Origin of the sequence: Psychrobacillus sp. FSL W7-1493 (assembly GCF_038004905.1) — a bacterium.
In the GTDB taxonomy this organism is placed as follows: Bacteria; Bacillota; Bacilli; order Bacillales_A; family Planococcaceae; genus Psychrobacillus.
In genome coordinates, this window is sequence record NZ_JBBOSB010000001.1 from 1,262,561 (window position 1) to 1,283,665 (window position 21,105).

General features: G+C 36.9%; 23 protein-coding genes. 9 read left to right on the forward strand and 14 right to left on the reverse strand.

Annotated elements, in window-relative coordinates; genetic code table 11:
- Positions 1–42: 42 nt before the first annotated feature.
- The 7 genes from mnhG to MKX96_RS06395 are packed head-to-tail and all read right to left on the reverse strand — an operon-like array spanning position 43 to position 5,829.
- Positions 43–423, reverse strand: coding sequence for a monovalent cation/H(+) antiporter subunit G (gene mnhG / locus MKX96_RS06365; protein WP_340882866.1), 381 nt, complete (start codon positions 421–423; stop codon positions 43–45).
- Positions 407–688 (reverse strand): Na(+)/H(+) antiporter subunit F1, encoded by a 282-nt coding sequence (locus MKX96_RS06370; protein WP_298473808.1) that lies wholly within the window; start codon positions 686–688, stop codon positions 407–409. Before MKX96_RS06370 ends, mnhG begins: the two co-directional genes overlap by 17 nt.
- A complete protein-coding gene (locus MKX96_RS06375) occupies positions 685–1,164 on the reverse strand; it encodes a Na+/H+ antiporter subunit E (protein WP_340882869.1) in 480 nt (159 codons plus the stop codon). Before MKX96_RS06375 ends, MKX96_RS06370 begins: the two co-directional genes overlap by 4 nt.
- Positions 1,164–2,615: a Na+/H+ antiporter subunit D gene (locus tag MKX96_RS06380; protein ID WP_445678214.1), complete on the reverse strand. Its 1,452-nt coding sequence runs from the start codon at positions 2,613–2,615 to the stop codon at positions 1,164–1,166. The genes MKX96_RS06375 and MKX96_RS06380 overlap by 1 nt, the downstream gene beginning before the upstream one ends.
- 31 nt (positions 2,616–2,646) lie before the next feature.
- Positions 2,647–2,988 carry a Na(+)/H(+) antiporter subunit C gene (locus MKX96_RS06385; protein ID WP_169359664.1) on the reverse strand — a complete coding sequence of 114 codons (342 nt, stop codon included), beginning with the start codon at positions 2,986–2,988 and terminating at the stop codon, positions 2,647–2,649.
- Positions 2,988–3,410, reverse strand: coding sequence for a Na(+)/H(+) antiporter subunit B (locus MKX96_RS06390; protein WP_298473797.1), 423 nt, complete (start codon positions 3,408–3,410; stop codon positions 2,988–2,990). The genes MKX96_RS06385 and MKX96_RS06390 overlap by 1 nt, the downstream gene beginning before the upstream one ends.
- Entirely contained in the window at positions 3,397–5,829 is a 2,433-nt protein-coding gene (locus MKX96_RS06395) for a Na+/H+ antiporter subunit A (RefSeq protein ID WP_340882872.1), read from the reverse strand. The genes MKX96_RS06390 and MKX96_RS06395 overlap by 14 nt, the downstream gene beginning before the upstream one ends.
- A 283-nt stretch (positions 5,830–6,112) precedes the next feature.
- Here MKX96_RS06395 and MKX96_RS06400 point away from each other — a divergent pair, with 283 nt between their 5' ends.
- Together MKX96_RS06400 and MKX96_RS06405 are read left to right on the forward strand one after the other, a co-directional pair.
- A complete protein-coding gene (locus MKX96_RS06400) occupies positions 6,113–6,673 on the forward strand; it encodes a DUF5366 family protein (RefSeq protein ID WP_340882873.1) in 561 nt (186 codons plus the stop codon).
- A gap of 88 nt (positions 6,674–6,761) precedes the next feature.
- The gene (locus MKX96_RS06405; RefSeq protein ID WP_340885897.1) at positions 6,762–7,340 is read left to right on the forward strand and encodes a TetR/AcrR family transcriptional regulator; all 579 of its coding nucleotides are present in this window, start codon (positions 6,762–6,764) and stop codon (positions 7,338–7,340) included.
- Positions 7,341–7,367: 27 nt separating this feature from the next.
- Here MKX96_RS06405 and MKX96_RS06410 read toward each other — a convergent pair whose 3' ends face one another.
- Positions 7,368–9,230: a transglycosylase domain-containing protein gene (locus MKX96_RS06410; RefSeq protein ID WP_340882874.1), complete on the reverse strand. Its 1,863-nt coding sequence runs from the start codon at positions 9,228–9,230 to the stop codon at positions 7,368–7,370.
- A 251-nt stretch (positions 9,231–9,481) separates the two neighbouring features.
- On the opposite strand from MKX96_RS06410, the gene MKX96_RS06415 reads away from it, so the two are divergent.
- Positions 9,482–10,297 (forward strand): SDR family NAD(P)-dependent oxidoreductase, encoded by an 816-nt coding sequence (locus tag MKX96_RS06415; protein WP_340882876.1) that lies wholly within the window; start codon positions 9,482–9,484, stop codon positions 10,295–10,297.
- Positions 10,298–10,361: 64 nt separating this feature from the next.
- Here the strand turns inward: MKX96_RS06415 and MKX96_RS06420 are convergent, their stop codons facing one another.
- Complete coding sequence (locus MKX96_RS06420) at positions 10,362–11,594, reverse strand: MFS transporter (protein WP_340882878.1); 1,233 nt, start codon at positions 11,592–11,594, stop codon at positions 10,362–10,364.
- Between the two features lie 135 nt (positions 11,595–11,729).
- Here MKX96_RS06420 and MKX96_RS06425 point away from each other — a divergent pair, with 135 nt between their 5' ends.
- Both MKX96_RS06425 and MKX96_RS06430 read left to right on the forward strand, forming a co-directional pair.
- Complete coding sequence (locus tag MKX96_RS06425; protein WP_340882880.1) at positions 11,730–12,473, forward strand: peptidylprolyl isomerase; 744 nt, start codon at positions 11,730–11,732, stop codon at positions 12,471–12,473.
- A gap of 18 nt (positions 12,474–12,491) precedes the next feature.
- A complete protein-coding gene (locus tag MKX96_RS06430) occupies positions 12,492–12,719 on the forward strand; it encodes a hypothetical protein (protein WP_340882882.1) in 228 nt (75 codons plus the stop codon).
- A gap of 371 nt (positions 12,720–13,090) precedes the next feature.
- On the opposite strand, the gene MKX96_RS06435 is transcribed toward MKX96_RS06430, so the two are convergent.
- Both MKX96_RS06435 and MKX96_RS06440 read right to left on the reverse strand, forming a co-directional pair.
- A complete protein-coding gene (locus MKX96_RS06435; RefSeq protein WP_340882883.1) occupies positions 13,091–13,528 on the reverse strand; it encodes a general stress protein in 438 nt (145 codons plus the stop codon).
- A 238-nt stretch (positions 13,529–13,766) separates the two neighbouring features.
- On the reverse strand, positions 13,767–14,933 hold the full coding sequence (locus tag MKX96_RS06440; protein WP_340882884.1) for a MalY/PatB family protein: 1,167 nt from the start codon (positions 14,931–14,933) through the stop codon (positions 13,767–13,769).
- 76 nt (positions 14,934–15,009) lie between these two features.
- Between MKX96_RS06440 and MKX96_RS06445 the strand changes: the two genes are divergently transcribed.
- Positions 15,010–15,270 (forward strand): DUF1871 family protein, encoded by a 261-nt coding sequence (locus MKX96_RS06445; RefSeq protein WP_169359674.1) that lies wholly within the window; start codon positions 15,010–15,012, stop codon positions 15,268–15,270.
- A gap of 86 nt (positions 15,271–15,356) precedes the next feature.
- Here MKX96_RS06445 and MKX96_RS06450 read toward each other — a convergent pair whose 3' ends face one another.
- Both MKX96_RS06450 and MKX96_RS06455 read right to left on the reverse strand, forming a co-directional pair.
- Positions 15,357–15,569, reverse strand: coding sequence for a helix-turn-helix domain-containing protein (locus MKX96_RS06450; protein ID WP_169359675.1), 213 nt, complete (start codon positions 15,567–15,569; stop codon positions 15,357–15,359).
- A 183-nt stretch (positions 15,570–15,752) separates the two neighbouring features.
- On the reverse strand, positions 15,753–17,090 hold the full coding sequence (locus MKX96_RS06455) for a sodium-dependent transporter (protein WP_340882885.1): 1,338 nt from the start codon (positions 17,088–17,090) through the stop codon (positions 15,753–15,755).
- 193 nt (positions 17,091–17,283) lie between these two features.
- On the opposite strand from MKX96_RS06455, the gene MKX96_RS06460 reads away from it, so the two are divergent.
- The 3 genes from MKX96_RS06460 (at position 17,284) to yugI (ending at position 19,630) form a co-directional block, all read left to right on the forward strand.
- On the forward strand, positions 17,284–17,841 hold the full coding sequence (locus tag MKX96_RS06460) for an RNA polymerase sigma factor (protein WP_340882886.1): 558 nt from the start codon (positions 17,284–17,286) through the stop codon (positions 17,839–17,841).
- Complete coding sequence (locus tag MKX96_RS06465; protein WP_340882887.1) at positions 17,831–19,057, forward strand: hypothetical protein; 1,227 nt, start codon at positions 17,831–17,833, stop codon at positions 19,055–19,057. Before MKX96_RS06460 ends, MKX96_RS06465 begins: the two co-directional genes overlap by 11 nt.
- Before the next feature lie 198 nt (positions 19,058–19,255).
- The gene (gene yugI / locus MKX96_RS06470; RefSeq protein WP_340882889.1) at positions 19,256–19,630 is read left to right on the forward strand and encodes a S1 domain-containing post-transcriptional regulator GSP13; all 375 of its coding nucleotides are present in this window, start codon (positions 19,256–19,258) and stop codon (positions 19,628–19,630) included.
- Between the two features lie 67 nt (positions 19,631–19,697).
- Here yugI and MKX96_RS06475 read toward each other — a convergent pair whose 3' ends face one another.
- Positions 19,698–21,008, reverse strand: coding sequence for a sigma 54-interacting transcriptional regulator (locus MKX96_RS06475; RefSeq protein WP_340882891.1), 1,311 nt, complete (start codon positions 21,006–21,008; stop codon positions 19,698–19,700).
- Positions 21,009–21,105: the final 97 nt, after the last annotated feature.

The window sequence follows — 21,105 nt, forward strand, 5'->3', positions numbered from 1 at the left end:
ACCAACTTTGCTTGCACTTTTTTGTTAAGCATGAATTCGAAGCTAATTCGTATCTGTTTTTACCTTCATATTCTTTCTTTTCTCTTCCACAACTTCTTCTAAATCATCTCGTACTGTGAGGTCACAGCATTCTACACCAGAATAATAAGCGGCTCTTCCCATCATATGACCTCCGACTGGACCAGTAATGAAGAGAAATAAGATACCAAGTAAAATTCGAGAATTAAATGTACCTTCGATTAACAAAAAGTGAAGGAACACTCCTATTAAGATGCTCATCACTCCGAGCGTTGCACTTTTGGAAGCAGCATGGGCTCTTGTGTAAACGTCTGGTAAACGAAACAAGCCTATTGCAGTCACTAAGATGAAAATAGTTCCAAAGGATATAGTACCTAGGATTAATATATTAGCTATTACGGTCACGTTGAATGATCTCTCCCTTCTCCGTGAACTTAGAAAACGCTACAGTCCCAATGAAGGAAAGTACAGCCAATAAGAGGATGACCTCTAAAAAGAATGGAGTGTCAAATAATATTGAAATTAGACCTATTAATGAAATTAGGCCCACCCCAATGGCATCTAAGGCAATAACCCTGTCTGGAGTAGTAGGCCCCTTTACAAGACGATAAATGAAGCCTAGTAAAGCAGCGCTGATAAGCACGACGATTACCCATAAAAAAGTTATCATGATCTACTCACCTCCAAAATTGCTTTCTCAAAAGTATCGCGTATGGAGTTTACTGCTTCGTCAATATCGGTAAAATCGATAGAATGGATATATAATGTTTTATTGTCATCCGAAACATCAATAACTACTGTACCAGGTGTTAAGGTTATGAGACTGGAAAGCAAGGTTATCTCCCAGTCTTCAGTCAATACAGTTTCCATTGCGAAAATAGCTGGACGGATAGGCATTTCTGGCTTCACGATTACTTTTAAAACAGAGAAGTTAGAAAGTATTAGCTCCTTTAAAAATAAGAATGCTAATTTTATCACAGCCAATACACGATCCATATAGAATCGTGACTTAAAGGATTTTCGAAGCATGAAAAGCATTACCAAACCGAGCAGATATCCTACTATAAAAGTAGTAGGTTTAAATGATATGGATAGAAACATCCACGTAAGGGCTATAAATACATTTAATAAAATTTGAAAAGCCATTATTTCACCCCTTCAAAGACAGCATCAACATATAAGGAAGGATCTAATAACACATTGGATGCATCAGTCATAAGTGGCACTAAGAATTCGGCTCCAACGCCATACAAAACGGTAACAGCAACTAGTGCAATTGTTGGAACTAATAAACGCTTATAGGATATGGCATCCAAGTAAGAGGATTCGCCTTTTGGCTCACCCCAGAATGCATAAATGAAAATACGTATCGCGGAAAGTAAAACGATGAGACTGGAAAGTAGGATAAAAATACTTTGCCATAATAATTCCCCTTCGAAACCACCTTGAACGATTAACATCTTACCAATAAAGCCGCTTAATGGAGGAATTCCAGCTAAACCAAATGCTGCGATTAAATAACTCCAAGCAAGAAGTGGATATTTCTTCATCAATCCACCCATTTTTCGTAAATTGGACGTGCCTGTAATTTTAATAACGATTCCAATCAGTAGGAACAGAGCACCTTTTATCAATATATCATGGATTAAATAAAATACAGAACCAATCATTCCGTTTTCGTTCATAATAGAAGCACCGAATAAGATGACTCCTACTGCAATGACGATATTATAAATAATAATTTGCTTTAAATCAAAGTAAGCAAGTGCACCTATACATCCAACGATGATCGTAATAATCGAGAGTATCATGAGCAGTTCATGAGTGAATCCAACGTCGGTTGTAAAGAACAAAGTATAGGTACGCATGATAGCATATACGCCGACTTTAGTAAGCAATGCGCCAAACAAAGCAAGTATAGGAACTGGCGGTGCTGCATAAGAGCCTGGTAGCCAGAAGAAAAGAGGGAAAATACCGCCCTTTATCCCGAATACTATCAAGAATAATACAGCGATTAGTGTTACAATTCCTACCTCGCCAATCTCGGCCAATTTAACGGAAATATCAGCCATGTTTAATGTCCCGACTACGGAATATAAGTATCCCACTGTAATAACGAATAAGGACGAAGAGACAATATTAACTATTATGTATTTAATAGATTCTTTTAATTGTACTTTTTCTCCACCCAACACAATTAGTACATATGAAGCCATTAACAATACTTCAAAAAATACAAAAAGATTAAAAATATCACCTGTTGTAAATGCTCCGTTAACACCTGTTAACATAAATAAGATAGCTGGATAGTAAAACGACTTTTCTCTAGCTTCATCCATGTAAGTAAAGCTATACCATACAACAAATAAGGTGATGATAAGAGAAGAGGTTACTAAAAGAGCTGAAAACATATCTGAAACCATTGTAATCCCAAATGGTGGAGCCCAGCTACCTAGGGTAAGGGTTTGTACACCATCTGTCTTTACTTTAAAGAGTAATGTAAAGGCCGATACTAGTGCCATCAGCAATCCAATAATAGTGACCATTCGCTGCGCTTTTATTCTTTTAGGGAAAAATAAAAGAATTGCCGCAAACAAGAAAGGGATGAGGACTGGGAATAATAATAGATTAATCATTGTCTTCAGATCCTTTCATAAGTTCCATATTGTCTGTTCCCACTTCTTTATACGTTCTATAGGCTAAAACTAGTGAGAATGCTGTAACACCGAAAGCTATTACAATAGCCGTTAATATTAAGGCTTGCGGAAGTGGATCAGCATAGTCGGTTACTCCATCAGCTAAGACCGGAGCAGACTTTCCTCCAAGGCCACCCATTGTTAAAAGAAGCAAATGGGTTCCATGGCTCAGTAAACCTGTACCAATAATAATCCGAATTAAACTTCGTGAGAGGATTAAATACACTGCAGCCATAAATAGAAAGCCGATTAAAATGGACATCATAATTTCCATTATTCATCTCCTCCTATCATTTGAATAATTGTCATTGTAACACCCACAACAACTAAATATACTCCTGTGTCAAAAAACATAGCAGTATGGATGGATGTTTTCCCTAGTAAAGGAAGGTTGAAATAATCATATACATGAGTGAAGAACGGAACATTAAAGAAAATAGAACCTGCAGCGGTAGCCAGGGCTATAACAAGTCCAACTGCAGTGACAACGGTATAGTTTAAAGGAAGCATATCCTGGACTGTTTTTAAGTCGAATGCCAGCAAAAGGAGGACTATTGCGCTAGACATTAACAGACCTCCGACAAAGCCTCCACCAGGTGTATAATGACCTGCAAAAAAGATATGGATGGAGAAAAGAAAAATGATAAAAAAGACTACTTTTGTTGTTGTTTGGATGATTAAATCATTTGTTTTCAACTTTTCTTTCTCCTTTCTTTTTTGCCAATCTCAGTGTAATCATTGCTATTATTCCTAGAGATGCAATAGTAAGTACGCTAATTTCAAATAATGTATCAAAACCACGATAATCTACCAAAATTACGTTTACTATATTCCCGCCTCCCGCCTCGCTATATACGGTTTCTTTGTAGTACTCCGATATAGAAGGAACGAGTTTTTGAGAATGTGCAGAAATAGCTATTAAGGTAACCATAATTCCAACACCAAGGGCTATTAGAAAATTAGTTAAACGGAATTTACGATCTTCCTTACCTTTTTCATGCTTGTTTAATTTAGGTAGGTGATAGAATGCACCAAGGAATAGTGCCACAGAAACTGTTTCTATTACTAGCTGAGTAAGAGCTAGGTCAGGTGCCTTGAATATGATGAAAAACAATGCAACAGTATATCCGACAGCTCCCAATGCAATAATCGCTGTAAGTCTAGACTTAGTAATTAATATTGTAAGTGTTCCAATAATAATTAATAAAGATAACAATACTTCAAAAAACTTAATAGGTGCCAAGTTATCAAAGCTAATGACAAATGCATCCTTTATCCACATAGTACTTGCAAGTAAAATGATAATTGCTCCAAAAATGTAAATTAAGTAGGAGCGGATGGAACCTTTCATGTATAAAGAGGACACTTGATTGGCACCACTCTCTGAAAGCATCATTAACCAATCATAAATGCCGTTCAATGAAACTTTGGTTGGCATCTTCGAGTAGGCAACGCTCCACTTAGGGAGTGTTCTGTATAAAAGATAGCCGACAAGGAATATTCCTAACGTCATATATAACGCGGGCGAGTCAAATCCATGCCAAGCTTTTATTTTGAATCCTACGTCAGATGGTAGAGCATATGCGCTCGGTTGAATAGCTGCTACCGCAGGCTTAATAAATGTATTTCCAAAGAAATTTGGGATGAAAAATATCACGATTACAAGTGTTGCTAATATTCCAGGGGAAATAAGCATACCGATAGGAGCCTCATGCGCTTTTTTCGGCAGCAACTCAGGTGTATGTTTTCCGCGGAACGTGTGTAGGACAAAGTACAAGCTATAAACGAATGTAAAGACACTCGCAATCCAAGCAACAACTGGAATCAATATCCACCAAGTATCCATTGAATATAGACCGAAATGCTGGAGCGACAGGGTCGCATCTAAAAACATTTCCTTACTCAAAAATCCATTGAAAAGGGGAATGCCTGCCATAGAAAGACTACCAATCATGGCAATTGTAAAGCTAATTGGCATTAGACTCATTAGCCCTCCAAGCTTACGAATATCACGTGTGCCGGTTTCATGATCTACAATTCCAGCAATCATAAAGAGACTTCCTTTAAAAGTTGCATGATTTAGTAGATGGAAGATGGCAGCAAATGTAGCAAATGTGTAGGTCGTTACTAAATCTCCTGTAACGTGATACGCAATAGAGCCAATTCCTAGTAACGACATGATTAATCCAAGCTGACTTACTGTAGAAAAAGCCAAAATTGCTTTTAAATCAGTTTGTTTAACTGCAAAGAATGATCCCCAGAATAGTGTGAGGATACCGACACCAGTAACTAACCATACCCAAACCTCAGAAAGTGCGAAAATAGGAGTAAGTCGTGCAACTAAATATAATCCTGCTTTTACCATAGTTGCCGAGTGTAGATATGCACTGACGGGTGTTGGTGCTTCCATAGCGTCTGGAAGCCAAATATAGAAAGGGAATTGCGCAGATTTTGTAAATGCACCAAGTAATATTAACACTAATGCCCAGACGAATAAATCATGCTCAGCCATAGTAGCTGCTTGTGAAATGAGTTCCCTAATAGAGAAAGTTTCTCCCATAATACCTAGCAGTAAGAAGCCACCTAGCATCATCAATCCACCAAATACAGTAATCATCATTGATTTCAATGCACCGAAGCGAGAACGATCGCGAGTATACCAGTAGCCAATGAGTAAGAATGATGAAATTGAAGTTAGCTCCCAGAAAAAATAGAGCCCAATTAAGTGGTCAGATTGGACAACGCCAAGCATAGCCGTCATAAACATTAATAAGTATACGTAAAAATTTCCTAGATTCTCTTTATCCTTATCTAAATAGAAGATAGAGTAGAGAACCACGAGGGATCCTATCGCGGTTATTAATAAAGAAAATAGTAAGCTAAGGCCATCTATGTACGAGACAAATGAAATATCGAGTGATGGGATCCAAGGCATTTCTTCTGAAAAAGTTTTTCCATCCATTACTGAAGGAATATACATTGCATATAAAACTACTAAAAGTAAAGGTGCGATTAGAACAAACCAGCCAGTATGGATTCTTTTTGCTCTTTTATACAATAAAGGTATAAAAATAGCCAAAATAATAGGCAAGAATATTGCAAAAATCATGGACATAGGAATCCTCCTTCCAACATTATATTTAAGTATATAAATAAAATTATACTCCAAATATGAAGCGTTTGCATGGCATATTACTTCCTTCCTATATATAAGCAACAGCAAATAGAGAGTAGTTTTCTTAAAAATAGAAGGCGGGAGGGTATTGCAGTTTTTTATGAAAAATTATTATTCGCTTATTCTAAATTATGGAGAATATTTTGGTAGGCTCTTGCGAAAGTGAGATACCATCCGATATCATACTAAGTATCAGAATTTCCTATAGATTAGAGGAGCAACAATGAAAAACCCTTATGTGTTTGGCTTTCTTCCGTTAATTACAATCATTTTGTTTAGTTTAACCTTTTCTACCTACACTATGTTTAAAGCAATTGAATTGTTTAAGGTTATTGGTGTGTACAATGGAATGAAAGAATTTCTTACTGATTTTGAGATAAAGCTGTTCGTTCTAATTGTCTTTGCCCTTATTTATTTCATGCTTTTTTCTGCCCTAAAATTAATTGCAGAGACAATTCATGAGATCGGAATGCTATTCTTTTCAAAAGATTATGAGGGGAAAACGATGGCGCAGGCCCGAGGTGGCTATGTCATTTTTCTATGTGGAGCAATTATTTCAGCTGTCGGATTTCAATCCATACAAATTCTTATGCTTGTCTTTTTAGTTACAGCTTTTATTTATTTTATATATGTTGTATTTAAGCTAAGCAACTCGATGACACTCATTGGAACGTTGGGGCTAGTTATGTTTGAAATAATCGTGTGGAGTTTGTTTCTTGCGTTAGTTATTTATGTAATTATTAAGCTTTACAATGGGATTATTGCAAGTCTGCCATTTTTATAATCGACAAATATTGCCTAGGAAATATTGAAGTATTCATATAGTAATATCTTAAATATTTGTATCGTGAGGGGGCAAAGGTTTGGATACTGTGTTTGATAAAATGAATATGCAAACAAAGAAAAAAATACAACAATCGTTCCTTTCCATATTAAAGGAAAAAGAATTTACAAAGATATCGATAAAAGATATAACAGATAGTGCTTGTATAAACAGAGGAACTTTTTATTTACATTATCTTGATAAATACGACTTGCTCGAAAAAGTAGAAGAAGAGCTTTTGGAAGGTCTCCGATTACATATTGAATCTATAGATTCCGAGTATAAAGTGGAAATGGTGAAACAATTACAAGTTGCAGGCTTTTCCATGGAAGTATTCCGATATATCGAAATGCATGTGGACCAATTTATCGTTTTACTGTCCAAAAACAATACTTCTGGGTTTCATTTAAGGCTAAAAAAATTCTTTGTAGAGCAATTCGAGGAAAATTATCAAGCAACCGAGATGTCATCTATTGATCCAACGATTCCCACAGATTATTTGTCTGCATTTGCAGCTTCGGCCATATTAGGTCTTATAGAGCAATGGCTTTCACATACACATCGAGAAACGCCAGAAGAGGTAGCTGTATTATACTTGAAAATATTGAACTTCATAAAAAGTGTATAAAGAAAAGAGAAGCTCAACATTGGCTTCTCAATTTTTTTTATCCATAATTCGATTAAAAATTCGGTGGTGTATTTTGTTGGACTCTATGCTTTTCATATTTTTAGGTAAATCATAACCAATCCATACTGCTGAAGTATAAGTATCGGTTAGGCCAGCTAGCCAGTAGTCATAATACTCATTTGTGGTTCCTGTTTTAGCACCGACGTAAGAGGAGTTGACCGAAATACCTTTTCCAGTTCCGTTTGTTACTACCTGGTCAAGCAATCCCCTCATTGTTTGGGCTGTTTTATAAGACCATACTTCTTGGAAATCCTCCTCCCAAGCATATAAAACATTTCCTTCTTTATCTACGACCTTCTGAATTGCATGTGCAGGCTTATAAGTCCCATTGATAAAGCTAGTATAGGCATCTGCCATTTCTAACACGGTGACCCCTTTTGTTAAGCCACCTAGCGCAGCAGAATACGTATGATCTTTTTCCTCTATATTTTCAAACTGAAAAGGAGAGAGTCTCGCAAAAGCATTTTCAATGCCGACTATATCTAATAATCTAACAGCTGGGGTATTGTGGCTTAAACGAAATGCCTCCTGAATGGTTACATAACCATACACTGCACCACCATAATTTTGTGGGCAATAGGAGCCTATGCATAGTTTTCCAGCGTTTATAGAGCTATTGGGAGTATACGTAGTTGTTTCAAACAATGGTGCGTATACTAACAGCGGCTTAAAGGCAGAGCCGGGCTGACGAATTGCCTGATAGGCTCTATGGAAGTCTAGTTTCTTGTAATCCTTCCCACCATAAATACTTACAATCTCCCTCGTTTCATTGTTAATAACTACAGAAGCAGCTTGTAAATTCGACTTTTTACTTAATAGACTATTAATATACCGCTCATCATCTTCTTGCTTCAGAGGATCTAGTGCAGTATGCACGGTTACTCCTTTGGAAATAACTTCATCAACACGAGTCTTTAGCTCATTTTCAATAAATTGCCTTTGCTGTTCATTTTGTGCATTTGCTATTTTGTCCTTAAAGCCTTCTTTATGAGCAATAAGGCTTTCTATTTCATGTAACACAAACGTGCTATATGCAGGATATAATTGCTTTTTAGTTTTCGTCACTAATTTAATTGGTGCTTGTTTTATTTCATTTGCTCGTTCGACAGTAAGTCTACCGTTTTTTACGAGGACATCAATTAGAAGCTCCTGGCGTTTTTTTGTCGCATCAAAATTGGTGAGTGGATTATAAATGGTTGGATTATTTGGTATTGCACTTATAAAAGCTAGTTCTGCCTCACTCAATTGATCGATTGAGCGTCCAAAATAGAATGTGGAGGCTGCTCCTATTCCATATACTTGATTGCTGAAATAAATTTCGTTTAAATAATTTGTGAAAATATCTTCTTTGCTCGTTTGTTTTTCCATTTCATGCGCATATAGTAACTCCGTTAGCTTTCTTTCATACGTTTTCTCAGTAGACAAATAGCGGAGGCGGACAAGCTGTTGAGTAATAGTACTTCCTCCTTGTTCCATTTGCTGGGCAGATGCATTTGCAAAGACAGCCCTAAAAATAGCGGTGAAATTGAAGCCGATATGCTGATAAAATTCTTCATCTTCACTTTGAAGAAAGAGTTCCTGAGCAAATAAGGGAATCTCTTCTAAAGAAAGAGGCTCTCTCCATTCGATATAATCCTCTGAGAATAGTTTTCCTTTGTTATCTAAGAGCACTACAGGGGAGGTTATGGTAGGATTTGATAGTTGAATGGAACGTTCTAAATCCGAATTAAAGGAGGCTGCAGATAGCACCTCTGTATGGATAAAGGAATATAAAATCCACAGTATGGGAAAACATAACAAGATGACTAAAAATCCTATACCTTGTCGCATCATTTTACACTCCAGTTCTTGTAATCTATTTAAAGAATAGCATATTCCATGCTTATTCTATCGACCAAATAATATGAGGTGTGAAGTAAAAATGGAGGCTATTTAAAAGAAAAGGTTGATTGACTGTAAACTGTGTAATCCATCTTACATTTGAAAATTGACTTCTTTCTGAAATGGATATTTATGTTAAAGTTGTATGAGGGAGAATCGTAAAAAAATTTAAAAGGTACAGCTAGAGGAGCCGGTAAAATATGAAACCATTACAAGGGAAAATTGCTGTTGTTACAGGAGCATCCCGTGGTGCGGGTCGGGGAATTACTTATCAACTAGGCAGTGCAGGTGCAACAGTATACGTGACAGGGCGTAGTGTAAAGGGGAGTACAACCGATAACCGTCCGGAAACCATTGAGGAAACTGCCGCTGGTGTTACTTTAAGAGGGGGTAAAGGTATCGCGATACAATGTGACCATACACATAATAGTGACGTAAGAAAGCTATTTGAGAGAATTGAAAGGGAACAGGGTCGGATTGATATTTTAGTTAATAGTGTATTTGGCGGGTCCGAAAGCTCGCTACCATCAGGGGATGGACCGCATTTTTGGGAACGTCCATTGGAACACTGGGATGCTATGATGGTTGCTGGGCCACAAGCCTATTTACTAACTACTCGATACGCTGTGCCTTTAATGGCAAAGCACCAAAAAGGATTAATTGTAAATCTCACATTTTTTATAAAAGAAAAAATCTCTAGTAATTTATATTACGACTTAGCTATGAATGCTATTAATCGAATGACACGAGGAATGGCAAAGGAATTAGAAGAATTCCATATTTCAGCCGTTGCTGTTTGCCCAGGTTGGATGAGGACGGAAAGAGTTATAGATTCAGGTTTTGGACCCAAGGATGGAGCTACGGAAACAACAGCGTATGTAGGTCGTGCTGTTTTGGCTTTAGCAACAGACAGCACAGTATCTAAGCTTTCTGGAGAAGCACTAATGGTTGCGGAGCTAGCAAAAAAATATGGATTTACTGATGTCGATGGAACTCAACCTTTGCCGTTTGAATGATAATCGGGATTTCTATATAAAACAAAAAGGCTTTCGACCATTTAGCGTCGAAAGCCTTACATTATTACGTATTAGCGTGTAGTTCTTCCTCATGAAGCACTTCTTCAAAGTCTTGGACGGGTTTCTTACCGGCGAAATAGAGTATGAAGAAAGCTATCAGGAATAGGGCACCCGTAACGAAGAAAACAGAGGATATACCGATAAATCCACTGATAAATCCACCAAACATCGGACCAATTATATTACCTAAGAAGCGGAAGCTTGTGTTGTAGCCCATAAGCTCTCCTTGAACTTCAATCGGTGCTTCTCGTCGGATCAAGGCAGTGGTCACTGGTATTAGACCACCAGAAGCAATTCCAAATAGGAAGCGAAGAGCCATCAGTTGCCATAGCTCCGTAACAAAGGCCTGTGGAACGATGAATACAAATGCAATGAGTAGCAGCATGGATAGAACCTTTTCATAGCCAATCGAATCTCCAAGCTTCCCCCAAGTTCTCGCGAAAAGAAGACTACCTACACCTGTAGCACTAAAGGTTATGCCTGCTAAGAGAGCGACTTCACTGGAGTCAGTTAAGTGGGAAACATATAGGGAGAGAAGAGGTTGAATACTAAAAAGCCCAATTTGTATTAAAGACGTAATCATTAGGACATTAAGTATTAGACGATGATGAAAAATACCAGACACGACCGTCTTTCTAGAATATTCATGCTCATCCTTCGCTTTAACCCGACGTTGTTCTCTAATCCCTATAATAACTAGGAGTGCAGCTATAGATACTGCTGTAGCTGTAATGATAAATGTGTATTGAAAACCAAACGTATCAGCCATAAATCCGCCTATTACAGGACCAAATAATGTACCAGATACGCTACCCATTTGTAACGTGCCCATGGTCTTGCCTGCAACATCCCTCGCTGTCTGAGAGCTGATAAAAGCTAGTGAGGTTGGGATAAATCCTGTTACAACACCCATAAACAATCGAAGAACAAAGAATGCTTCTACCGAATTTATGAATCCCATTAAAAGCACACTGAGTGCAATTCCGAATCCATTGATGATTAAAATAGGCTTATAACCATATTTATCAGCTATTCTCCCCCATATAGGAGACATAATAAGCGCGGAAACAAACGTAGCTCCAAATACTAGACCAGACCATTTTTGTACGTAGGCATCTGTAAAGTCGCCCATCGTATTAATATATAAAGAAAGAAAAGGCATGATCATAGTCATGGTGCTAGAAACTAGGAAAATGGAAAACCACATAATAATAAAATTCCGTTTTTGTACGCTCATTGAAATCCCTTCTTTCTCTTGACACGTACTGCATTAAATTATAAAACATTTCGAGTGACTAAGGAAGTTGAATGTTAAAAACTTTGTCACTGAAAAGTATCTTTCATTATGTTAAACTGTTTTGGGGTGATTATATTGAAAAAAATAATTATTTTATGTTTATTTACTGTACTGTTTATATCAGCATGTGGAAGTAATTCAACTGAAACTGAAAAAGACAATAAAAAAGAGACTACAAAAGAAGAATCTGCTGTTACTACTGATACCCAACAAGAGGACGAATTAATCACATATCCGCAACTTTCAACAGAAGTTGCTGAAAATGAAGCTTTAGTCCAAATGAATACTTCCTTAGGAGCAATTAAAATTAAATTGTTTCCAGAAGAAGCACCGAAAACAGTGGAAAACTTTATAACTAAAGCAGAAGAAGGCTACTACGAAGGAGTTATCTTCCATCGGGTCATTGAAGACTTTATGATTCAGGGAGGAGACCCTACTGGAACTGGAGCAGGTGGAGAAAGTATTTATGGTGAAGCATTTGAGGATGAATTCACGATGAATCTTTTTAACTTCAATGGAGCACTATCAATGGCTAACGCGGGACCAAATACAAATGGCAGCCAATTTTTTATCGTACAAGCTCCACCACAAGAAGGTGTAACAGCTGAACAGCTTATTAAAGGTGGATGGCCTGAGGAAGTAGCTAAGGCTTACGAGGAAAAAGGTGGGACACCAAATTTGGATCAAAAGCATACAGTCTTCGGGCAAGTTATTGAGGGCATGGATGTAGTAAATGAAATAGCTAAAGTGGAAACTGGTCAAAATGATAAGCCTGTAGAGGATATCCTTATTCAGTCCATAGAGGTTATTCAAAAATAAAGTAGGGAAGTGTTTGCTTTGTTAAACTTTCTTTCATTAGGCTTTTTATATTTATATTTTCCTGAGGATAAAACAGAGTATATACCAGTAGTTTTAGAGTTTATCATGGTATTTATTCTTTGTGTGTTATTATTCCGATGGTTTAAAAAGAAATCTGCTAAAGATGCAGCAAAAGCGAAGGAAATAGAAGATCGTGTATTACAGGCAAGAAAAGAAGAAGCGGAGAAAAACGTACCTTCTGAGTAACGTCTTAAATTAGCGGGTAAGTGGACGGGTAATCGTTTGCTTACTCGCTATTTTAAATTACACAAGGACGAACAGGCTTAAAGAGATATACGACAATGGGACAGTAGTTTACAACAATCCCACGAAAATTTACGACAATCCACCCATAGATTACGACAATCCCCTACAGCTCACTCATCCAAGCTCCTATTAGACAAACTAGGGCTGGACATTTATTAATTATTTAGTAACACATCTCCACTTTTCTAAGCAGATTAAACAAAAACGCAATACGTAAATAAGCCCCTATGGCTGTTTAAGAAACTAATATAGGGGCTCATATGAATTTATCGCTTTCATCCTTCCAAGGGGAAAGATTGGTGTAATTATTTTCATTTATTCGGATGTAAAAAGATTAAGATTTTACCGTCTTCTACGTCTGTAGAATAGCGTTCAGCTTCATCATCTGTTACTCCCAGTTCCATAAGTGCATGCTTTAACCCACCTGCAGAAGAGTTAGCTCCAACTACTGCTCCTCCAATTGTTGTTATTATAGGTCCGGCAGCCAACACAGCGCCAAATCCCGGTATTAATACAGTCGATAGTCCTACTAGCACTCCGGCTAAGCCAATTGCTCCTCCTGTTACAGCTCCAGCAATAGCTCCATCCTTAGTAGAAGGTTTTACTTCCTGTGTTACTTCGGAAACTCCGTTTGTATTTTTAGCAATAACTGAAATTTCCTCATCTGTATAGCCTTTTTCTTTTAAGCCTTCAATAACTTCTTTCACTTGCTGTTCATTTTCATATACTCCAATAACATTATTCTTCATTAAAAAATTACCTCCTGTTATTTCGCTCATTATTCTCTTTACCCTTTCTTTCGTTTTTTAAGACATATTTTACTTTTGATGCACTGGTAATAAATAGGCATCACATAACTTTATTTCAAGTTTTTAGATCGAAGCTTATTGGCAATAAAAAAAGCTGATCATGAAGTTAGTCATGACCAGCCTGTACTACAGCTTCCCAAGGATTGTCCCTGGATAGGAAGCTTAAAAATCTTATATATTAGGATAATGCTAGTTTGAATCTTGCCACTCCGTCCTCGACTGTTGCTCTTGGACACGCCACGTTCATACGAAGGAAGCCATCTCCGCCTTCTCCATACTTCGTGCCAGGCTCTAAAGCGAGTTTCCCTTTCGTTAATAAAAGGTCCATCATATCTTTTTCGTTCAAGCCAGTTCCTCGATAATCAATCCACATTAAATATGTGCCCTCAGGCATAGAAACCTTAACACCTTCAATTGCGGATAAATGTTCCACTACGTATTTCATGTTGCCTTCTACAACTTCTAAAAGACCTTCAAGCCATTGTTCTCCGTGTTCGTATGCCGCCTGCATAGCTGTAAGTGAGAACACGTTCAATCCCATCTCACCACGTCTAGTTGCACCATTCTCTAAAACTTTTCGTAATTTTTCATTTGGTACAATCGTTGCTGCACCTTGAATACCAGCAAGATTGAACGTTTTAGTAGGAGCAAAGAAAGTAATAATGTTATCTGTTTCTTCAGCTGCCACGAGAAGAGGTACATGCTTATTCGGCTTAAAAACAAGGTCTGAATGTATTTCATCTGAAAGGATCAATACATCATGCTGCTTGCACAAGGCTGCCATTTTAGTTAAATCCTCTCTACCCCAAACCTTCCCGCCAGGATTATGAGGATTACAAAGAATAAATATCTTGATATCTTGCTTTAAGCATTCTTCAAAGGCTGTCCAATCTATTTCGAAAGAATTACCGTTCTCTTTAAGGCGACAGGTAACGACTTCTCGCTCTAAATTATTTGGTATTCCTTTAAAGGGTGGATAGATTGGTGTATGGACGAGTATTTTATCTCCTTTTTGGGAAAAAGCATCAACTGCCTCCGCCATTGCAGGTATTACACCATGACGAAGAAGAATCCATTCATTCTGTATTTCTAGTTGGTGTTTAGTAGATACCCAGGTAGATAATGCATCTTTTACTGCTTCTGGTGCGATAGAATAACCAAAAACTGGATGTTCTAAACGCTTATGTATAGCTTCCTGTATAACTGGCGCAAGGCCGAAATCCATGTCTGCTACCCACATTGGTAGTACATCTGTGTCATCCTCAATTGCATATACCTGTTTTAACATATCCCATTTTGCGGAAAAAGTGTTACGACGATTGAAAATAGTTGAAAAATCTGACAAAGTAAATTCCCCTTTCAATTTTAACTTATTGTGTTATTATAACCCTAACTAATAAAAGTAGTAAGGTGAAAAAATAATGGATACAATACAGATGAATAGAAAAGCAGTTTGGATACTACAGGAATGGGATCCTTTCCAATTTGGTATCGATGCATACGAAACTGAGATTGCTGATGTAGTTACTGCTCTTCACGATATCGATCACCCATCCGAGCTTGCTAGAAAAATACAAGAAATCTATGAACATTCCTTTGAACAGTGGATTCCACTAGAAAAGTGTGTCGAAATTTCTTATAAGCTAATTGCAATAAAATATGAAATGAAATGCATTATTTAACGAGCTATTACACTCTTTCAAATATAGGTCAACAAAAGAAAAAGCTTTCGATTCCTTGAATCGAAAGCTTTTTTCTATTACTATTTTTATACTTCTTGAAGACCATCCATCAAATTAGAGGCAGGTACTTCTAATGCATTCGATAGCTTTAATATAGTTTGTGTTGATGGGACTTCACTACCTGATTCGTACGCTTCCAGTTTTCCAGCGCCGATTCTTGTTTTTAAGGAAAGTGTTTCTAAAGAAATATTGCGTTCTTCTCTTAGTTGTCGCAATTGCTCATGTAATTCTTTTTTCATGATTCCATCCACCTCTTTAAAAATTCTTCACATCTTACATCATATTATAGCATATTTTTTTTGAGAACTAGTTTCAAACAATTGTCAGAAAAAGTACAATTTTTGATTTGTTTATATTACAGCTCATTATTTTCAATTTCATAATTCGTATTTTTATATAAAAACAATCAAGAAAGTATCAACTTATTTGAGTACATTCAAAATGCCTTGAATAAATACGATTAAAATGGCAATTGGTGCTGCATATCTTACAATGATTCTCCATGCATTTAATAAAAAGCCTTTTGAGTCAAGCTCATTCGAAATATCTGCTTTGGTAAAGTGGTAACCAGCAAAAATGGAGATGAAAAGTGCTCCTAAAGGTAAACCAACACTACTAGTAAAGAAGTCAGCAAAATCAAATATAGATAAGTCTAAGATTTTGATATCCTGTAGCACACCAAAGGAAAGGGCACTAGGAATTCCGACAAGGAAAATTAAGAAACCTAAGATCCAAGCAAAACGTTTTCTTCGATCGTATTTTGACTTGATGCCGATGGAAACAACGATTTCTAACATGCTGATGGATGATGTTAGAGTAGCAAAAAGTAATAGTATAAAGAATATGATTAAGAAAAACTGTCCAAAAATAATTTGTTCAAATACTGCTGGAAGTATGATGAATACTAGGCCAGGGCCAGCATCTGGTGAGAAACCTAAGGCGAATACTGCAGGGAAAATAACTAAGCCTGCCATAATGGATATTCCAATATTCAGCATAGAAACACTTAAAGCCGAGTTTCCTAATTTAGTTTCCTTTGGTAAGTATGATGCGTAAGTAATCATTCCAGAAACACCGACGCTTAATGAAAAGAATGCCTGTCCCAATGCTAGCAGGGCAGTTTCCCAAGTAAAATAAGACCAGTCTGGTACGAGTAAAAACTTAATACCTTCCATTGCTCCGTCCAGAGTCACCGAGCGTATGGCTAGTACTACGAAAAAGATAAGTAGTAAGGGCATCATCCATTTACTAGCTTTTTCAATTCCTCCCTTAATCCCACCTTGGACAATCCAAACGGTTAACAAAATGAATGCTCCCTGTCCAATTAGTACTTCCCATGGATTTGAAATGACGGTATTAAATAAGTCCTCATAAAAGTTATCTGTACTTCCGTTTAGGCTAAGTGTAATAGAACGGAATAAGTAAGATAAAATCCAACCACCGACTACACTATAAAATGACAGTATGATGAATGAGAAGAAGAAACCAGACCATCCGATTAAAAACCATGGCTTGTTAGGAGCCAGTTTTTTAAAACCCGTTACTGCGTCCGCCTGTCCCTTTCTCCCAATGATAAATTCAGCTAGTAAAATCGGTAACCCTATTAGAAGAGTACACAGGATAAAAAGCAAAACAAAGACGCCTCCGCCGTTCGTTCCTGCCATGTATGGAAATTTCCATATCGCACCTAAACCAATAGCACTTCCGGCCGCAGCCAATATGAAGCCGATTTTTGACCCGAAACGATCTCGAGTTTTCATATGTATTCCTCCTTTAGTACTTTAACGATTTAAAGTGATAGTATACTATTTTACCTCCAAAAAATAAATGGTAACTTATATTAAACTGAAACTCGTTACTATATACAAGGTATTTAAAAATTAAAAGATAAGTGTAACAATTAGAGGTAATCTTACGTTACACCTATAGCAAAAGAGAGAGTGAGGGGGAGCAATGGTTGAGAACGAATTGATCGAACGTGCACAGCAGGGCGATCAACTAGCATATGGGGAGCTCATTCGCTTACATCACCGAACCGTAGAAAAATTTGCTTTTCAATGCGGCGTGCGAGTGCAAGACATACCTGATGTCACACAGGAAGTGTTTGTAAAGCTTTACCGTTTCCTACACCAATTCAAAAAAGAACGATTTACAACTTGGTTATATAAAATTACATTAAATGCAACGAGAGACTATTATCGCAAGGAAACAAGGGAAGCTCAAAAAGAAGTGAAGCTTCAGGGTAATTCACAAGAAAGTTACATAATGAAATCTGCCGAAGAAAAGGTCTTGGTGTTTGAAGAAGATCGAGAGCTTCATGAGGCAATACAGTTATTAAATGAAAAATATCGACACCCTATTATCCTTTTCTATTTCCATGACATGTCTTACGAACAAATGTCAGAGGTACTTAATGTACCGATGTCCACCATTAAAATTCGATTATTAAGGGCGAAGGGACATTTGAAGAATGCCTTACAAATTAGTGGAGGTGAAAACCATGGACGATAAAAAACTAGAAGACCGATTAGCTCTTTTAAAATCATCCTATGATCGACTACCTTCAACTATCGATTCCGATGACATATTAAAAAAAATAGATAGAGACAAATCAAATGAACTAACTCAGGTCAAACAAAAGAAAATGAATTGGCAACGAGTTGCGGTATGGTTAGTTAGTGCTGCAGCAGTACTTGTCTTTGGAATAATAGGAGCAAGCTTTCAGGAAGAAAAACCGCCTTCTAATGCCAATCAGTTAGCGAATATTGATGGAGAGGGTAACGTTCCTTTAGCGGATGCCTCTATAGAATTTATTGAAAGACTAAAAAACAATTACGAACAAGAACGAGAAAAACGTAGAGAAATGTTACATCTGACGGAGGAAGAATTTTCAAAAATTTCATTCGTTCAAGGAGCAGATACACTTTATAAATATTATACAGGAGAGAGCAATTCTTCAATGTATGAAAACATCCTCTCCATTTCGACTGAAGACTCACTAAATATGAGATATAACGAACTAATTCATTCTCTTTATCTTCCATCAGAAATGATCCAGGAAGTAATAGATAATGGTCAAGAGTTATCAGAAGAGGATACAGCTGAGTTTTTTAATACTTATTCTAGTAGGATCAAAGAATTGAGTGAGTACTTTGATGAAAAGGGTGATATTTCTGAAGAGCAGCTAGCAGCATTAAATAAGGAAAATCTATACCCAGCATCAGATATGACCATTCAATATAAGTTGACCGAAGAACAGGTCGATGAATTGAAAAATATTTTAGCTTCAACATTTTTTAAATATATTCATACTTTAGAAAAAGCGCCTTTTACATATGCAGGCGAATTAATTTATAGTTTGAATGATTCAGTAGCAATATTGATGTACTTAGACGAATTCCTAGTAAGCAGTTCAGATTTATATATGCATAAGGATTTGTTGAAAATGTACTACACCGAATTATTTTATGCAGTGATAAAGGGGACTACCGATAGCACTGTGTTTGATAAGGGCGTTGTTAAAAAAGAATATCAAGATATTTGGAGTGATGTCGTTAATGAATCTAGTAGCTCTAATATCATACAGTTTTTATTAAAGCCAATAGTGAATGAATTTGAAAGCAGCGGTTGGACACAATCAGAAACCTGGGACGCATTAGATCATGGAGATATTGAGGATGCTCTTCACTTAGAAGGTAACGGGGATTTGGAGCAGTTTGTTGAATAGGAGTGCATTTAATACAAGGCTCTTCAGATCGTGTATCAGAACAGCTAAAAAGTGCTTTGAGAATGCCGAGGATATAAATTTCCTTGGACAAATTGCTAGACGTTCTTTCCATGGCGCTCCCGTGTTTTTTGGTCATATACTTTCTGATATGTTATAATTTAACATGACAATATCGTATATAAGAAAGTAGGACGGCATATGACAAAAACATTTAAGGTAGGAGATGTGGTTACTGGTAAAGTGACAGGTATTCAACCATACGGTGCGTTCGTAAGTCTAGATGAACAAACACAGGGTCTAGTACACATATCAGAAATAACATATGGTTATGTAAAAGAAGTAGGAGAGTTTTTGACGGTAGGTCAAGAAGTAGAGGTTAAAATTTTAGAGGTAGATGGGGAAGCGGGGAAAATCAGTCTTTCCATTAGAGAGCTTCAAGAAAAGCCTACTTCTCCAAAGCGGGACGATAAACCACGTAAATCACTTCAAGCACGAGTAGATGAGCATGACGAAGAAGGCTTTAATACTCTGAAAGAAAAATTAGCAGGATGGATTCAACAATCCATTCGGTAAGAGAAAAAGGTGAGGAAGGGCTAATCCCTTCTTCACCTTTTTAGTGTTTTAAATGGCGTTCTTTGATTTAAGCGTTCTTTATCTTTCGTAATCTGTATTGCAAATTTTGCCTGCTCATTCCTAGCGCTTCAGCTGCTTTGGTAATATTATTATTATATTTTTCTAATGCCTTTTGTAAATAATAGGTTTCAGCCTGTCTTAGGTATTCATCTAGCGGAAGTAAATCTTTTTCTGCAGAAACAACGAAGTCTTCGGCGTTTTTCATCGTTTCATTTAATCCTTGTATTTTTAGCTTGAAATGCAAAGGAAGCATATTAAAGCTTAGTGTGTTTTCTGTAGTTATCATAGAAGTGATTTCATCCAAAAGAAGCTCTAATTCCTTTAAATTGCCTGGCCAATCATAACTTTTAAATACTTTTACCACTTGAGGATCAATCTCCTCTAATGTCGAAGAATAGCGACTTAAATGACGTTGGAAGTAATCATGTACGAATGGCATTATATCCTCTGGTCGGTCACGGAGCGGAGGAATATTAATAGTTATGGAAGTGAAGTAATAGTAAAGCTCTTTTGCCAGTTGGTTATTAGAAATCATATCGATTGGATCTTCACCAATACTAGCTATAAATAAATTTTGGTTTGACCCATTTTCTTTTAATACTTCAATTAATTTATTTTGTAAATCGATGGATAATAAGTCTATTCTTTCACAAAATATAGTGCAGTTACGAAGGCTTTTAATCTCCAGTTCAAATTTACTAATAATTTGATCGTCAGCACTATAGCAGTAGAGCGTTATAAATTGCTCGTTTGGTGGGGATAGCTCATGATGAATTCCTTCCGCGATTAAATCTTTTCCTGTTCCAGCTTCGCCTATTAATAAGATAGGCATACGGACATTTGCTGCTTTAATGGAACGTTCCTTTACATTTTTCATCAGTTCGGACTCGGCGGTTATCGAAGAGAGGGTGATCGATTCGTTATATCGTTTTAGGGGCTGAAACAAAAGTTTTTCTAATGCAGTAATGTCTCTCGAGAATTCGATAGCTCCTATTAAGGTACCTTCTTCAAAAACAGGATATGTGTCATTTATAGTGGTGATTTCTTGGCCGTTCCTGCTCCAGTAGGTCTGTTTCGCTCTTAGGACGGGCTTTTCGCTATGTAGTACTTTTAGTAGTGTGCTCTCGTGCTGTTCGAACTGAAATAACTCTAAAATGGAACGGTCTTCAATGTCCATCGAGTTTAAGCCTTCTATTTCTTTCATTTTTTCATTGTATATAATGGTTTTTCCCATTAGATCTATTGCGTGGATACCTACAGCCACTTGCTCTGTAGCGAACTTATAAAATGGAAGCAGCTTACTGAAATTACTAGACAAAAATATCACCCCCAAAAAAAATTTAACATTTTAGTTAATTTTACTTGAAAAACGCAACAATCTTTTGCATTATTATAAGGGAAGAAGTATTGATAGT

What these genes read in the sequence shown, in the direction of transcription:
- MKX96_RS06370 (WP_298473808.1), bottom strand. Translation starts at nt 688, where the DNA reads ATGATAACTTTTTTATGGGTAATCGTCGTGCTTATCAGCGCTGCTTTA.
- MKX96_RS06375 (WP_340882869.1), bottom strand. Translation starts at nt 1,164, where the DNA reads ATGGCTTTTCAAATTTTATTAAATGTATTTATAGCCCTTACGTGGATG.
- MKX96_RS06385 (WP_169359664.1), bottom strand. Translation starts at nt 2,988, where the DNA reads ATGGAAATTATGATGTCCATTTTAATCGGCTTTCTATTTATGGCTGCA.
- MKX96_RS06395 (WP_340882872.1), bottom strand. Translation starts at nt 5,829, where the DNA reads ATGTCCATGATTTTTGCAATATTCTTGCCTATTATTTTGGCTATTTTT.
- MKX96_RS06400 (WP_340882873.1), top strand. Translation starts at nt 6,113, where the DNA reads ATGAAAAACCCTTATGTGTTTGGCTTTCTTCCGTTAATTACAATCATT.
- MKX96_RS06410 (WP_340882874.1), bottom strand. Translation starts at nt 9,230, where the DNA reads ATGCGACAAGGTATAGGATTTTTAGTCATCTTGTTATGTTTTCCCATA.
- MKX96_RS06415 (WP_340882876.1), top strand. Translation starts at nt 9,482, where the DNA reads ATGAAACCATTACAAGGGAAAATTGCTGTTGTTACAGGAGCATCCCGT.
- MKX96_RS06420 (WP_340882878.1), bottom strand. Translation starts at nt 11,594, where the DNA reads ATGAGCGTACAAAAACGGAATTTTATTATTATGTGGTTTTCCATTTTC.
- MKX96_RS06435 (WP_340882883.1), bottom strand. Translation starts at nt 13,528, where the DNA reads ATGAAGAATAATGTTATTGGAGTATATGAAAATGAACAGCAAGTGAAA.
- MKX96_RS06445 (WP_169359674.1), top strand. Translation starts at nt 15,010, where the DNA reads ATGGATACAATACAGATGAATAGAAAAGCAGTTTGGATACTACAGGAA.
- MKX96_RS06450 (WP_169359675.1), bottom strand. Translation starts at nt 15,569, where the DNA reads ATGAAAAAAGAATTACATGAGCAATTGCGACAACTAAGAGAAGAACGC.
- MKX96_RS06455 (WP_340882885.1), bottom strand. Translation starts at nt 17,090, where the DNA reads ATGAAAACTCGAGATCGTTTCGGGTCAAAAATCGGCTTCATATTGGCT.
- MKX96_RS06460 (WP_340882886.1), top strand. Translation starts at nt 17,284, where the DNA reads ATGGTTGAGAACGAATTGATCGAACGTGCACAGCAGGGCGATCAACTA.
- MKX96_RS06465 (WP_340882887.1), top strand. Translation starts at nt 17,831, where the DNA reads ATGGACGATAAAAAACTAGAAGACCGATTAGCTCTTTTAAAATCATCC.
- yugI (WP_340882889.1), top strand. Translation starts at nt 19,256, where the DNA reads ATGACAAAAACATTTAAGGTAGGAGATGTGGTTACTGGTAAAGTGACA.